Below are 14,084 nucleotides of genomic sequence, written 5' to 3'. Positions count from 1 at the left end.
TATTAGTGAATCGACACGTCACAGCGCCTTTTCGAGCTTTCTCATCTTGCCGCGAATCCGCGTCTGCTTGAGCGACGACAGGTACTCGACAAACACGCGCCCCATCAGGTGATCCATTTCGTGCTGGATGCACACGGCGAGCAACTCGTCGCAGTCGATTTCGAACGTTTCGCCCTTCTCGTTCAAGGCGCGCACGCGCACCTTTTCCGGCCGCTCGACGAAATCGTAAATGCCCGGCACCGACAAGCAGCCTTCCTCGTGATCCTTCTTCTCGTCGCTCGACCAGACGATCTCCGGATTGATGAAGACCTGAAGCTGATCGTGCGTGTCCGACGTGTCAATGACGATCACGCGTTCATGCACGTCCACCTGGGTCGCGGCAAGGCCGACGCCAGGCGCCATGTACATGGTTTCAGCCATGTCCGTGACTAGCTTGCGAATCCGGTCGTTGACGACCTCTACGGGCTTCGCGACCTTGTGCAGCCGTTTGTCCGGGTACTTGAGTATGTTGAGCAGAGCCATGATTCAGATTATCGACGCACGCCGCAGCATGCGAAAGTCGGCCATTCGGCCAGGTTGTAAAAGAGTGCCGGTATCGGGAAGATGATTGGGCCGAAACGCAGCGCTTCAACGTCGTTTTAGCGCCGCTCGCGGGGCGGCAACGCGTTGTCCGAACAGCCGGAAACCGGGCCGCTCGACAATCCTTTCTTATTTCGGGATATGAAAATTTTAACATGACGCCTTTCCTGTTGCCGACGGCCAACACCAAGCCCTGTCTGGGAGAAACCGAATTGCAGGACGTTTCAGCCTGGCTGCGACTGGCAAATACGAGCGGTTTGCCGCCCATTGCGCTGCGTGCGTTGCTTGCCGAATTCGGCGGGCCTCAAGCCGTATTGAACCAGTCATTCGACGCGCTCGCGGTCATCGCCGGGGAGAAAGCCGCGCGTGCCGTTCTCGGTCCCCCGCCACGCTCCGAACTCGGCTCATTCGACGAATGCCTCGCGTGCACGCTCGAGTGGGCGTCCGCTCCGGGCAACAGGATCGTCACGCTTGCAGATTCAGCGTACCCACCGGCGCTACTGACCATGCCCGATCCGCCACCGCTGCTATATGTAAAGGGACGGCTTGATCTTCTCCAGGCCCGGGCGGTCGCGATTGTCGGCAGCCGGAGCGCGACGCCGCAAGGCATTGACGACGCCCGCCGTTTCGCTCAAGCACTTTCGGATGCCGGGCTGGTCATTGTGTCGGGGCTCGCGCTGGGTATAGATGGCGCGGCGCATCGTGGTGGGCTAAGCGGTCCAGGCGGCACGATTGCGGTTATCGGAACGGGTGCGGATCTGGTCTATCCGCCGCTGCACCACGCACTGGCGCATGAGATCGCGGTGAACGGCACGATCGTGTCGGAATGGCCGCTCGGTACGCCCGCCCGGCCGGCAAACTTTCCGCAGCGTAACCGGTTGATCGCGGGGCTGGCGAGCGGCGTACTGATCGTCGAAGCGGCCACGCGCTCGGGTTCTCTGATTACCGCCCGGCTCGCCAACGAAATGGGGCGCGATGTATTTGCGATTCCCGGATCGATCCACGCGCCGCTGTCGCGCGGGTGTCATCGGATGATCAAGCAGGGGGCGAAGCTTGCGGAAACGCCTGAAGATATCCTCGATGAGTTTGGTATGACGATTCCAAGCGAAGCGGTGGCCGATTCTGCTTCCAAACCGCGAAGGCGTGCGAAAACGCGTTCAGCGGAGGATGCCAGCGTCGAACCGGTTACCAGTGAATTCGTGCTGGAACCTCAGGATGCGTCGGCCTCGCGCTCCATCGCTCGCGGCAAGCCGGCGAGCGCATCCTGGGCGTCCGCCTCTCTGAAACCCGTCAACCCCGAAGCCCAACGCCTGCTCGATGCACTCGGGCACTCGCCTGCGACGCTTGAAATTCTCGCTGAACGGACCGAAATGGATGGCGCAACGTTGCAAAGCCTGCTGCTGCAGCTCGAACTGTCGGGACGGATTGGTGCATTGCCGGGCGGACGTTTTACCCGCCTTGAACGCTGATTCTTCGACGCCATGCTACATTCGCGACAAAATCCGCTCCCTGCACTGCCCACAAATTACCGACGAAAAGGACTGCAACGAACCATGCCCGCGCTGAATCTCGACACCGACGCCGATCAGATTGCCGAGCGCCTGGCCAGCGCCGGCACGCTGCTCGTCGCCTGCCTGTGCGCCGAATGGTGCGGGACGTGCCGCGATTACCGTGAGAGTTTCAACCTGCTCGCCGATGCCCATCCGGACATCTGTTTTGCATGGATCGACATCGAAAATCAGGCGGATCGCTTCGATGACCTCGATGTGGAAAATTTTCCAACCGTCTTGATCGAAGACGCCGTGACAACCCGGTTTTTTGGAACGGTGCTGCCGCAAACGTCCATTGTTGCGCGCATGTTGACCGACTTGAGCGCGTTGCCGGGTATCGTGGGCGCACCAAAGATCCGGCCCGCTCTGGTCGCCGCTTAAAACCAACCCGGCCGGCAACACCAACCTGCGCAACCGAGCGCACTCGTAAGCCGAAACGGCTTTCGCGCTTGGATCACAAAGCGCCCACATTCACCGTTCGGCATCGCGCGTTTCACCAAATGCCAGACCGCGCGCCGCACGCCATATGCTATAAAGCGGACGTTAACGAGCCCGAACCGCGGTGGCGCAAGCCCCCAAACCCGGCCTCATGCCAGTCCCTAACTAGAATCGAGTCATGTCCAAAGCCCTGATCATTGCTGAAAAGCCTTCTGTCGCGAACGACATCGCGCGCGCTTTGGGCGGCTTCACCAAGCATGACGAATATTACGAAAGCGAAGACTACGTGCTGTCGTCGGCTGTCGGCCACTTGCTCGAAATTGCCGCGCCGGAAGAGTACGAAGTCAAGCGCGGCAAGTGGAGCTTCGCCAATTTGCCCGTCATCCCGCCGCATTTCGACCTGAATCCGATCGCCAAAAGCGAATCGCGGCTGAAAGTGCTGACCAAGCTGCTCAAGCGCAAGGACGTCGATCGCCTGATCAACGCCTGTGACGCGGGGCGCGAAGGCGAGCTGATTTTTCGCCTGATCGCGCAACATGCGAAAGCGAAGCAGCCGGTGCAACGCCTCTGGCTCCAGTCGATGACCGCAGGTTCCATCCGCGACGGTTTTGCTCATCTGCGCAGCGACGCCGACATGCAGCCGCTCGCGGACGCCGCCCGTTGCCGCTCCGAAGCCGACTGGCTCGTGGGCATCAACGGCACGCGCGCGATGACCGCGTTCAACAGCAAGGGCGGTGGTTTCTTCCTGACGACTGTTGGCCGGGTTCAGACGCCAACGTTGTCTATTGTCGTAGAGCGCGAGGAAAAGATCCGTCGTTTCGTGCCGCGCGATTATTGGGAAGTGCGTGCTGAATTTATCGCGGCGAAGGGCATGTACGAAGGCCGCTGGTTCGACCCGAAATTCAAGCGTGTCGAAGGCGATCCGGAACAGCGCGATTCACGGCTCTGGAGCTTGCCGGCTGCTGAAACCATTGTCGCGGCTTGTCGCGGCAAGACCGGTACGGTCACGGAAGAAGCGAAGCCGTCCACGCAGATGTCGCCGTTGCTGTTCGACCTGACCAGCTTGCAACGCGAGGCCAACGGCCGCTTCGGCTTTTCGGCCAAGAACACGCTCGGCCTGGCTCAGGCGCTGTATGAAAAGCACAAGGTGCTGACCTACCCGCGTACCGACGCCCGCGCGCTGCCCGAGGATTACATTCCGACGGTGAAAGACACGCTCGCGATGCTCAAGGAGAGCAACAACTACTTGCCGCACGCGAAGCAGGTGCTGGACAAGGGCTGGGTGAAGCCGAACAAGCGCATCTTCGACAACTCGAAGATCAGCGATCACTTCGCCATCATCCCGACCCTGCAGGCGCCGAAGGCGTTGTCCGAGCCGGAGCAGAAGCTCTACGACCTGGTCGTGAAGCGTTTCCTCGCGGTGTTTTTCCCGGCGGCCGAATACCTCGTCACCACGCGGATCACCGAAGTATCCGGCCATCATTTCAAGACGGAAGGCAAGGTACTCGTCGAACCGGGCTGGCTGCAGGTGTACGGCAAGGAAGTGGGCGGCGAAGACGCCAACCTGGTCCAGGTTCAGAAGGACGAGAAGGTCGATGTCGAGAAGGTTGCGGCGATCGGCCTCGTGACGAAACCGCCTGCACGCTACAACGAAGCGTCGTTGCTCTCGGCCATGGAAGGCGCAGGCAAGCTCATTGAAGACGAGGAACTGCGCGAGGCAATGGCGGCAAAGGGCCTGGGCACGCCGGCTACGCGTGCGGCGGTTATCGAAGGATTGCTGGGTGAAAAGTACATGGTGCGTGAAGGCCGTGAACTGATTCCCACGGCGAAGGCGTTCCAGTTGATGACCTTGCTGCGCGGTCTGGGCGTCGAAGAATTGACGGCGCCCGAACTGACCGGCGAGTGGGAGCACAAGCTGTCGCAGATGGAACGCGGCAATCTCCCGCGCGACGAGTTCATGCAGGAAATCGCGCGCATGACGCAGACCATCGTCAAGCGTGCGAAGGAATACGACTCCGACACCATTCCCGGCGACTATTCGACGCTCGAAACACCGTGTCCGAATTGCGGCAGCCAGATCAAAGAGAACTATCGGCGATTCGCTTGTACGAAGTGCGAATTCTCGATGTCGAAGATTCCCGGCGGACGCCAGTTCGAGATTCCCGAAGTCGAGCAGTTGATCAAGGACAAGACGATTGGGCCGCTGTCGGGTTTCCGCAGCAAGATGGGCCGGCCGTTCTCGGCAATCTTGAAGCTGTCCTTCGACGACGAAATCAAGAACTGGAAGCTCGAGTTCGACTTCGGTCAGGATTCAGGCGGCGAAGACGGCGAACCGGTGGACTTCTCGGAGCAAACACCGGTTGGCGCGTGTCCGAAGTGCCAGTCGCGGGTGTACGAGCACGGCATGAGTTATGTCTGCGAGAACTCGGTGGCGAATCCGAAGACCTGCGATTTCCGATCGGGCAAGGTGATCCTGCAGCAGGAAATGACACGCGAGCAGATGACGAAGCTGCTCGAAGAAGGACGCACGGACTTGCTGACGGGTTTCAAGTCGTCGCGCACAGGCCGGAACTTCAAGGCATTCCTCGTGAAGCAGCCGGACGGCAAGATTGGCTTCGAGTTCGAGAAGAAAGAGCCGAAGCCCGGTGCGAAACCGGCGGTCAAGCGCGGCGCGGCGGCAGCTACCGAAGCGGAAGATGAAGGTGACGGCGATGTCGCCGTGGCGGCCAAGAAAACAACCGTGAAGCCTGCGGCGAAGAAAGCGCCTGCCAAGAAAGTCGCTGCCAAGAAGGCGCCGGCTCGCAAGGCGGGTTAGTTTTCAATTTTCGAGGCGCTTTGAATAGGCCCGGCAGCATAAAAAAAGCCCGCGAATCATTCGCGGGCTTTTTTTCGTTCGTCGTGCTGGACGACGCTTAACCGCACAGGAAATCTCACCACAGCGCTTCCCTCAAAACGGTGAGGGCATGGCCGGTGTCGCACGCGAGCGCGACTTCGCCGGCTTGCCACCGAGCTTGTTGTCATCGGCGGGAGGCAGGTCGGCCTCGAATCGCGCGCCGCCTTCCGCTTCCGCATAGGCTGCGTGCGCGACGAGCGGCTCGGAATCGCGCTCATCTATCGCTGGCGCCCCCGGCTTCACGAACCCGTTCTTCACCCACTGCTCGCCAAGCTGATGATTCGGCGTCTGGCTGAAATGCTCGACCAGGTGATCGATGAACGTACGCACCTTCGCGGGCAAATGGCGCCGGCTCGGATACGCGACGTTGATTTCGACCTCCGGCAACTGGTAATCGCTCAATAGGCGTACAAGCTTGCCGCGCGTGGTGTCGTTGCCGATCAGATAACTAGGCAGGATGGCGATGCCCATGCCGAGCAGCGCGAACTGGCGCAGCATCTCGGTATTGTTCGCGACGATCACGTTCGTCGGCCGCACGCGCACTTCCCCTTCAGGTCCGGTGAAGACGCGCTCATCGCCGAAATATTCGGACGGCAAACTCAGCGACGGATGTTCGGACAGGTCTTCCGGCCGCGTCGGCACGCCATGCTTTTCGAGATAACCGGGCGTGGCGCATACGGTGAGGCAACCCGTCGTAAGGCGTCGCGTGACAATGCTCGCGCTGCGCATCTGGCGCGCGATCACAATGCCCACGTCGAAGCCCTCTTCAACCAGATCGACTTGCCGGTCGACCAGCGTGACGTCCGGCACAACCTTGGGATACCGCTCCGTATAGGTCTGCAGCACGGGCGCGAGGTTGTGCAGGCCAAACACAACGGGTGCGACAATTCGTAGCGATCCAACCGGCTCGTGGTTACGTGCAACCACCATTTGTTCGACATCCTCAAGCTCGTCGAGGATCTGGCGGGCGCGTTCCAGGTATACCTGGCCCGACTCGGTCAGCGACAGGCTGCGCGTGGTGCGGTTGAGCAGACGGGTGCCCAGGCGCCCTTCCAGGTCAGCGATATGACGTGTTGCCACTGCATTCGAGATATCCATCGCGCCGGCCGCGCGGGCAAAACTGCCGAGATCCGCCACACGGACGAATACTTTCATCGACTGCAAATGATCCATGAGACAACTCCTGCTGCTAGACAGCCTCTTTTAATTCCAGAAGCAATTCGGAATTATCCTAGGACTCCCGTTTTCGTGCAGAAGTTGCCTTAAATGTGACTTTTTCTGACAAAAGATTTCGGCTTAGCCAGTCGGTAAGGTGAAACACGGCACATTGTTGCGAAATTCGGAACGATGTCGCTATGAAACTTCCACCCACACAATTCTAAATAGCTGGCTGAAGCAATTTTGACGCAGTACGGCGGGAAATTCATAAGGGCCACTAATGCGGCCCTTATTTCATCGATTATGTCGACTTCTGTCACTAATCGCTTAACTAGCTTTAACAAAAAGTCAGGCCGAGACCCTCTTTCCGATCGCGGCTTTCGTCTCTGCAAGTTCGGCCGGCAGTCCCTGGGCGAGTTTTGTGAATAACTCGTCGTGTAGTTCGAGCTCAGCTCGCCATGCCGAGTCCTGCACGGAGATAACGCGCTCGAATTGCTCGCGGGTGAAATCGAGTGCGCCCCAGTCGATATCCTCAAAGCGCGGCGAAAGCCCGAACGCATGTTCCTCGCCCTGAGCCGTGCCTTCGATACGGCCGATCATCCAGCTCAACACGCGCATGTTGTCGCCGAAACCCGGCCACACGAACTTGCCGTTGCCGTCCTTGCGGAACCAGTTCACGCAGAAAAATTTCGGCAATTTGGCGTTGAGTCGCTCAAGCCGTTCGCCCACTTTCAGCCAGTGGCCGAAATAGTCGCTCATGTTGTAGCCGCAGAACGGCAGCATGGCGAACGGGTCGCGCCTGACCACACCCTGCTGGCCGGCCGCGGCGGCGGTGGTTTCGGAGCCCATGGTCGCGGCCATGTAGACGCCCTCGTTCCAGTTGCGCGCTTCTGTGACGAGCGGAACGGTGTCCGAGCGGCGACCGCCGAAGATAAACGCATCGATCGCCACGCCGGCTGGATTTTCCCAATCAGCATCAATAGACGGACATTGCGCAGCGGGCGCCGTGAAACGCGCGTTCGGGTGCGCCGCTTTCTTGCCCGATTCGGGCGTCCAGTCGTTGCCCTGCCAGTCGATCAGGTGCGCCGGCGGCGTGTCCGTCATGCCTTCCCACCAGACATCGCCGTCGTCGGTGAGCGCCACGTTCGTGAAGATCACGTTTTCCTTGAGCGTCGCCATGGCGTTGAAGTTGGTCTTCTCGCTCGTGCCCGGCGCCACGCCGAAGTAGCCCGCTTCGGGGTTGATCGCGTAGAGCCGGCCGTCGCGGCCCGGCTTGATCCAGGCGATGTCATCGCCGATCGTGGAGATTTTCCAGCCCGCCATGTCTTGCGGCGGAATCAGCATGGCGAAGTTGGTCTTGCCGCACGCCGACGGAAACGCCGCCGCGACGTGATATTTGCGCCCTTCCGGCGACGTCACGCCGAGAATCAGCATGTGTTCGGCGAGCCAGCCTTCGTCGCGTCCCATCGTCGATGCAATCCGTAGCGCGAAACATTTCTTGCCAAGCAACGCGTTGCCGCCATAACCCGAACCAAAACTCCAGATCTCGCGGCTTTCCGGAAAATGCACGATGTATTTCGTATCGTTGCATGGCCATGGAACGTCCTTCTGCCCCTGTTGCAAAGGCGCGCCAACCGAATGCACGCAGGGCACGAACTCGCCGCGGGCGCCGAGCACGTCGTACACGGCACGGCCCATGCGCGTCATGATGCGCATGTTGGTGACCACGTACGGGCTGTCGGTCAATTCCACGCCAATGTGCGCGATCGGCGAGCCGAGTGGACCCATCGAAAACGGGACGACGAACATCGTCCGGCCGCTCATGCAGCCGTCGAAAAGACCGTCCAGCGTGAGACGCATTTCAGCGGGATCGATCCAGTTGTTCGTCGGGCCCGCTTGCTCCGGACGTGCCGAGCAGATGAACGTGCGATCTTCCACCCGCGCGACGTCGGACGGATCCGAGCAGGCAAGGTAGGAATTAGGCCGTTTGGCGGGATTGAGGCGTCTGAGCGTGCCGGCATCGACCATGAGTTGCGACAGGCGGTCGTATTCTTCCTCCGACCCGTCGCACCATTCGATCCGGTCCGGCTTTGTTAGCGAGGCGACCTGCTGCACCCAGTCGATGAGTTTCTGGTTCTTGACGTACGCCGGGACGTCGTTGTCGGCGGCCACGTTTTGATCTACTACTGCGGGCTGGTTCATCGAGCACACTCCGTTCTTGGAAGAGAAAACGGTTTGCAACCCGCCGGCGCTGCTCGCGAGAGGCGCATTTCGAGTCGCCGGTTTACCTGCACGGAAAATTCACGCGGCAGACGGCGACACAAAAACAAGGCATGCGTCGGGGAGTTGGCTAGTTTGGTGGCGACTGCCGTCGTGAAATCGCGGCTTGCGTCGGCACGGAACAAACTGTTAAAAAGGGATAGGACTTGTCTCCTCGTTGCCGGTTTTCCGGCGCTAGTGACGCGTGAATGGCTAAACTGCCCTTTTCCGCATTCGATTTCTTTTCAGATACCCGTTCGGCGACCAGTAAATTCGCCGGCTACACCAGCAGCTTAACGCGACACAATGGCCGTATTTCGGCGAATTTATACGTAATTACCCGATTTATCCGTAATTACCCGAACTTACCACGTCGATTCCTGTCCATCCTCGAATTTCCGCCGCACGTTTGATGCCTATCAAAAGCCAATCCATGCCAATCAAAATTGCCATCCTGGACGACTATCAAGACGCCGTTCGCAAGCTCGATTGCTTCAGTCTGCTCGCCGATCACGAGGTGAAAGTATTCAATAACACCGTGCGCGGACTCGGACAGTTGGCTAGCAGACTCTCGGAAGTAGAAGCGCTCGTCCTGATCCGCGAGCGCACCCGGATCAGCTCGCAACTGCTCGACAAACTGCCGCGGCTGCGCATGATCAGCCAGACCGGCAAGGCGGGCGGCCATATTGAGGTCGAAGCCTGTACCGAGCGCGGAATCGCCGTGCTCGAAGGCAGCGGTTCGCCGATCGCCCCGGCCGAGCTGACCTGGGCGCTCATCATGGCTGCGCAACGCCGGATCCCTCAGTACGTCGCGAACCTGAAGCAGGGTGCGTGGCAGCAGTCCGGTCTGAAGACCTCCGCGCTGCCGCCGAATTTCGGCCTGGGCCAGGTACTTCGCGGCCAGACGCTCGGGATCTGGGGATACGGAAAAATCGGCCAATTGCTCGCCGGTTACGGCAAGGCGTTCGGCATGAAAGTGGTGGTCTGGGGCCGGGAGCACTCGCAGGCCGCCGCGCGGGCGGACGGAGTGAATGTCGCCGAGAGCCGGGAAGCCCTGTTCGAACAGAGCGATGTGCTCTCGTTGCATCTGCGGCTGAACGACGAAACGCGCGGCATTGTCACGGCCGCCGACCTGATGCGCATGAAGCCCACCGCGCTGTTTGTGAATACCAGCCGCGCCGAATTGCTCGAAGAAAACGCGCTGCTCAATGCGCTGCATCACAACCGGCCGGGGATGGTTGCTATCGATGTATTCGAGAGCGAACCGATCCTGCAGGGTTATGGCCTGCTGCGCATGGAGAACGTCATTTGTACGCCGCACATCGGGTACGTGGAGAGGGAGAGTTACGAGCTCTACTTCACGGCGGCGTTCAAGAACATCCTCGCCTTCGATGCCGGCGACACATCGAGTGTCGCCAATCCGGAAGCGCTGGTGGGCGGGCGCCGGCGATAGTCAAAGCGTGGAAATGTCCGTGGACGGCTCGCATCGGACGGGGAAGTTGACCGAGTTCGCGATGAAGCAGAACTTGTGCGCTTCCTCGTGCAAACGGCCGGCCAGATTCACGTCACCGCCTGCGCCAATGGTCACTTGCGGGCGCAGGACGACGTCGGTGAAGCGGCCGCTGCCTTGCGCCGATTCCTCCATGATCCCGACGGGGTCATCCACGTAACCCGTCACCACGATGCCATTCACCGCGCAAAGGTGCAGGTACCAGAGCATGTGGCACGACGACAGCGACGCGACGAACAACTCCTCCGGGTTGTGGCGCGTGGCATCGCCGCGAAACGCCGGATCGCTCGACGCCTCGATGGCCGGTTTGTTCGCCGCACGCACCAGATGATCGCGGGAGTAAGCGTCGTAGCGTGACGTGCCGGAGCCTTGATCGCCGGTCCAGACGACTTGGAGCGTGTATTTGTGGTGTTTTGTCATCGGTTCAGTTCTCCTGTTACGGATGCGTTAAGCACATCGGGCAAGCGGGTCAGGAATTGCTCGCCGTCGGCACGGCCCAGGTCGTACGCGGGCCGCATCAACGACGGACTCGTGTAATCCCAAGCCGAAATTGGCACCTTGCGCGAAGGTTGCACATAGACGCGACGCTGGTCGCGGTTCGCGCCGTGCTCCACGACAAACATTTGCGGCCGCGGATACACGCGCGTCACCATCACGAGAACCAGTCCCGGCGATGCATCCAGCGCGCCGACCGGCACATTGTCGACCATGCCGCCATCGAGCACTGGCCGTCCGTGCCGGTGCATGACCGGCGTGAATGGGGGCGTGCAAGACGATTGCAGGATCAGGTCGGCGAGGTCATCGACGGTCGCGCACTCTTGCGCCTTCACGAATTCCGGATGAAAACCGAGGGACTGACCGAGCGTCGGATGAAGCTTCTTGCGCACGTACTTTTCGATGTTATAGGCAATCAGCCCCGCCGCCACCGCGCTGCGAGCACCCAGCCAACGCGGTAGATGCGATACGCCGATACGAATCTCCGGCGCGTCTTGCAGCGATGCAAACTCGGCGCCGTAGATATCGAGTAGTGCCTGCCGGTAGATCCGATAGTGGGGAAACACCGATTCGCTGCGCAGCAAATTGCCCCAATACGCGTTTTTTGGATTGTCGCGCAGCACGCGCGCGTAGTAGTCCATCACCCACTCGGAGCGGTTCATGTACAGCATGCAGGCCGTGGCCGCGCCGGCCGAGATGCTGGTAATCACGCGCGGGCGCAGCTTGAGCTCCGGCTGGACGACGTCCCAGAAACCGGCTTGCCACCAGCAGCGGTTGCCGCCGCCGGCGAATACGACTTGATCGAACATAGGTTTTTTATGTGAGGAGCATGACCGTGGTGGTCGCGTGCGCGGCGAGTGCGCCGGTTTCGTCGTGGACTTCGATTTCACCGAAGATCAGGTTGCGGCCGCGGCGCAGGATATTGGCCGTCACCAGGACATCGCCAGCTTTGACCGGGCGTAGAAAGCTGGTCGTGAGCGAGACGGTGGTCATCGGCTGGAAACCGCCTAGCGCGTGGGCGATGGCGACGATCATGGCAGTGTCGGCGGCGGCCATGAAAACCTGGCCGCAGATCACGCCGCCCACGTGGCGAAGTTTGTCCGCGTGCGGCAGGCGCAGGGTGACGCTGGTATCGGTGGAGCTTTCCGGCTTCAGGCCCAGGTCGCGGATCCACGGCGCGAAGGTGGTGTCGAGCAGAGCGCGGATGGCGAATTCGTCCATGGGTTTGGTTGAGTTGTGTTGGTCTCGTGACTTCTTTCGTGCGTTTGCTGAGGCCGCAACGCGTGCATGTTTCATGCGTCCGTCATGATAACGGCTCGTGACAATTGGCCGAAGTTGAGGCTTTTTGGGATGGCCGATGAGCGCCCGCACGAGGTGCAGCAAGGCTTTAAGGCGTCTGCGAGACGGTATTTTCAAGTTTTGCGTTGCGGACAGTTGCGCGATCCGCGAAAATGTCGCTATAATTCGGATTCAGTTTTTCGGGGCGTTAGCTCAGCTGGTAGAGCAGCGGACTCTTAATCCGTAGGTCGACAGTTCGAATCTGTCACGCCCCACCAAGACACGTAAGGCTCCCAGAGGATCGGGAGCCTTTTTGTTTGCTCCGCAATAGCCACTGTGCTCCGCAAATCGGGCCGACTACGAATCGTCCGGCTTTCGCAGGGAGCCATCCAACCGTGGCGGAACAAAGTCGAAATCACCGTTTTCCCGCTGACTCAGGGCATCTAGCAGTGACAGTCCACGCCCTGCTTCTCCCTTCCATCGCTCGGCCCCAGCTTCATCGACCACACAAGAGTCCCGACCACGGAAATCGTTCTGTGTCAGAACCGGTTTCGACACCGCCTCACGCATCCGCTCCAGAATCAGCAACGCAGCAGCATCGCCTTCATCGACTTCATAGACTTCCCAAGCTACATCAGCTGGCCGCTCGATGAAACCACTAGGAACGCCCCCGACGTAATACACCTCGTGGATTGACCGCCGTAACTCTCCTTCCGTGCCGACAAACTGGATCACTCGATAATTCCAACTGGTGCGCGGCACCTCATCCTCAAACTGTTCCGTTTCTGGCATCGCTAGCTCCATCACCGATTAACGATCTTTGATCCCTGCCGCCGGTAGTACGCAGGCCTTACCTAGTCGGATCGACTTTATCGCCCTTTCGCTCCCGAACGTAATGCTCAGTCATCGTCAATGACTTATGGCCAAGCTGCCGCTGCGCAGCTCGAATATCCCCGGAAGATTCTGTCTTGTCAGTTCCGGCCTTGGCTCTAAGGTCCCGAAATTGGAACAGATCGCTCTGCACTCCTGCTGCAACACGCGCACGGTCAAATCTAAACCGCAAGGCATCGGCCAGCAACCGCTCACCCTTCTCATTCACTACAAGCGCATCAATCTTCGATTGGCACCTCTCCTTCCGGCTTTTGATGCGCTCAATGAGTAACGCAAAGTCACCGGACACAGTGATACGCAACTTCTTCCCGCGCTTGCCTTGTTCGACCCAAAGCTCTCCACCCCTGATGTCAGACTCCGCAAACTTCAAGGTATCCGCAGGGCGCTGTCCGGTGAGATAAGCGAGGTCCATCGCATCGCGGGTTGGCTCATCCGCAGCCGCCCATACCCGTTGATATAGCTCATCTTCGACATACACTGTCCGACCCTCCTCCTTATTGCGCCTTACCCCAACACACGGATTCACGGTATCCGCTAGCCCGTGCTCCCGCGCAAAGTTAAATATGTGCGAGAACAAAGCTACCTCGCGATTTGCGCGAATATGACCAGGGCGAACCGGAACGGCTCGCTTCCGGTCAACGTACCATTGACGCGCTTGCTCACCACGCCACGACAGATACTGCTTTATGTGAACCGGCTTTACGTCGGCAAGCTTTGCCGGAGGGTTGTCAAAAAACTTGTACAAATTCACCAGCTCGAGAAGATTATCCCGCTGGGTGCGCCTAGCCTTCGTGGGCACAATTTCGCGGACATATCTTTCGGCAACATAGCGGAACGTCACGAGGTCACCATGCGCAGCATTGCCGACCGCCTCAAGCTCCGACCATTTACGCACCGCATCCACGAAATCTGAGCCAAGAGCAACCTCCCTGCGCGGGGAGCCGCCTGTGTCGTAGTAGTAGTACACCACCCCGCTTCTTTGCTTCCGCGCACGCATGCTCGGTGGCAAATGCAAATTCTTCCAAGGACGCCG

Annotated in this window: 12 protein-coding genes and 1 tRNA gene; 5 read left to right on the top strand and 8 right to left on the bottom strand. The window is 59.7% G+C overall.

The genetic code is table 11. The features are described 5' to 3' along the window. Window positions 1–18: 18 nt before the first annotated feature. The gene (def, locus tag ACSOSP_RS13675; RefSeq protein WP_455307435.1) at window positions 19–522 is read right to left on the bottom strand and encodes a peptide deformylase; all 504 of its coding nucleotides are present in this window, start codon (window positions 520–522) and stop codon (window positions 19–21) included. A 212-nt stretch (window positions 523–734) separates the two neighbouring features. On the opposite strand from def, the gene dprA reads away from it, so the two are divergent. The 3 genes from dprA to ACSOSP_RS13660 all read left to right on the top strand — a co-directional run bounded on the left by dprA (window position 735) and on the right by ACSOSP_RS13660 (window position 5,382). Then, window positions 735–2,048, top strand: coding sequence for a DNA-processing protein DprA (dprA, locus tag ACSOSP_RS13670; RefSeq protein WP_455307433.1), 1,314 nt, complete (start codon window positions 735–737; stop codon window positions 2,046–2,048). Window positions 2,049–2,132: 84 nt separating this feature from the next. After that, entirely contained in the window at window positions 2,133–2,510 is a 378-nt protein-coding gene (locus tag ACSOSP_RS13665; RefSeq protein WP_455307431.1) for a thioredoxin family protein, read from the top strand. 235 nt (window positions 2,511–2,745) lie between these two features. Beyond that, on the top strand, window positions 2,746–5,382 hold the full coding sequence (locus ACSOSP_RS13660; protein WP_455307429.1) for a DNA topoisomerase III: 2,637 nt from the start codon (window positions 2,746–2,748) through the stop codon (window positions 5,380–5,382). A gap of 132 nt (window positions 5,383–5,514) precedes the next feature. On the opposite strand, the gene ACSOSP_RS13655 is transcribed toward ACSOSP_RS13660, so the two are convergent. Beyond that, a complete protein-coding gene (locus tag ACSOSP_RS13655) occupies window positions 5,515–6,633 on the bottom strand; it encodes a LysR family transcriptional regulator (RefSeq protein ID WP_455307427.1) in 1,119 nt (372 codons plus the stop codon). A 333-nt stretch (window positions 6,634–6,966) separates the two neighbouring features. Continuing rightward, entirely contained in the window at window positions 6,967–8,820 is a 1,854-nt protein-coding gene (locus tag ACSOSP_RS13650) for a phosphoenolpyruvate carboxykinase (GTP) (protein ID WP_455307425.1), read from the bottom strand. 496 nt (window positions 8,821–9,316) lie between these two features. Between ACSOSP_RS13650 and ACSOSP_RS13645 the strand changes: the two genes are divergently transcribed. Next, window positions 9,317–10,330, top strand: coding sequence for a D-2-hydroxyacid dehydrogenase family protein (locus tag ACSOSP_RS13645; protein WP_455310956.1), 1,014 nt, complete (start codon window positions 9,317–9,319; stop codon window positions 10,328–10,330). On the opposite strand, the gene ACSOSP_RS13640 is transcribed toward ACSOSP_RS13645, so the two are convergent. The 3 genes from ACSOSP_RS13640 to ACSOSP_RS13630 are packed head-to-tail and all read right to left on the bottom strand — an operon-like array spanning window position 10,331 to window position 12,103. After that, window positions 10,331–10,807 (bottom strand): OsmC family protein, encoded by a 477-nt coding sequence (locus tag ACSOSP_RS13640; RefSeq protein WP_455307423.1) that lies wholly within the window; start codon window positions 10,805–10,807, stop codon window positions 10,331–10,333. Then, the gene (locus tag ACSOSP_RS13635; RefSeq protein WP_455307421.1) at window positions 10,804–11,691 is read right to left on the bottom strand and encodes a patatin-like phospholipase family protein; all 888 of its coding nucleotides are present in this window, start codon (window positions 11,689–11,691) and stop codon (window positions 10,804–10,806) included. The genes ACSOSP_RS13640 and ACSOSP_RS13635 overlap by 4 nt, the downstream gene beginning before the upstream one ends. Window positions 11,692–11,698: 7 nt before the next feature. Then, window positions 11,699–12,103, bottom strand: coding sequence for a PaaI family thioesterase (locus tag ACSOSP_RS13630; protein WP_455307419.1), 405 nt, complete (start codon window positions 12,101–12,103; stop codon window positions 11,699–11,701). 259 nt (window positions 12,104–12,362) lie between these two features. Between ACSOSP_RS13630 and ACSOSP_RS13625 the strand changes: the two genes are divergently transcribed. Further along, window positions 12,363–12,438 (top strand) — tRNA-Lys (locus tag ACSOSP_RS13625). Between the two features lie 79 nt (window positions 12,439–12,517). Here the strand turns inward: ACSOSP_RS13625 and ACSOSP_RS13620 are convergent. After that, entirely contained in the window at window positions 12,518–12,952 is a 435-nt protein-coding gene (locus ACSOSP_RS13620) for a hypothetical protein (protein WP_455307417.1), read from the bottom strand. Window positions 12,953–13,010: 58 nt separating this feature from the next. Then, window positions 13,011–14,018 (bottom strand): tyrosine-type recombinase/integrase, encoded by a 1,008-nt coding sequence (locus ACSOSP_RS13615; protein ID WP_455307415.1) that lies wholly within the window; start codon window positions 14,016–14,018, stop codon window positions 13,011–13,013. Between the last annotated feature and the right edge of the window lie 66 nt (window positions 14,019–14,084).

The organism is Caballeronia sp. KNU42 (genome assembly GCF_053760385.1).
This window is presented reverse-complemented; position numbering and strand designations above follow the sequence as displayed.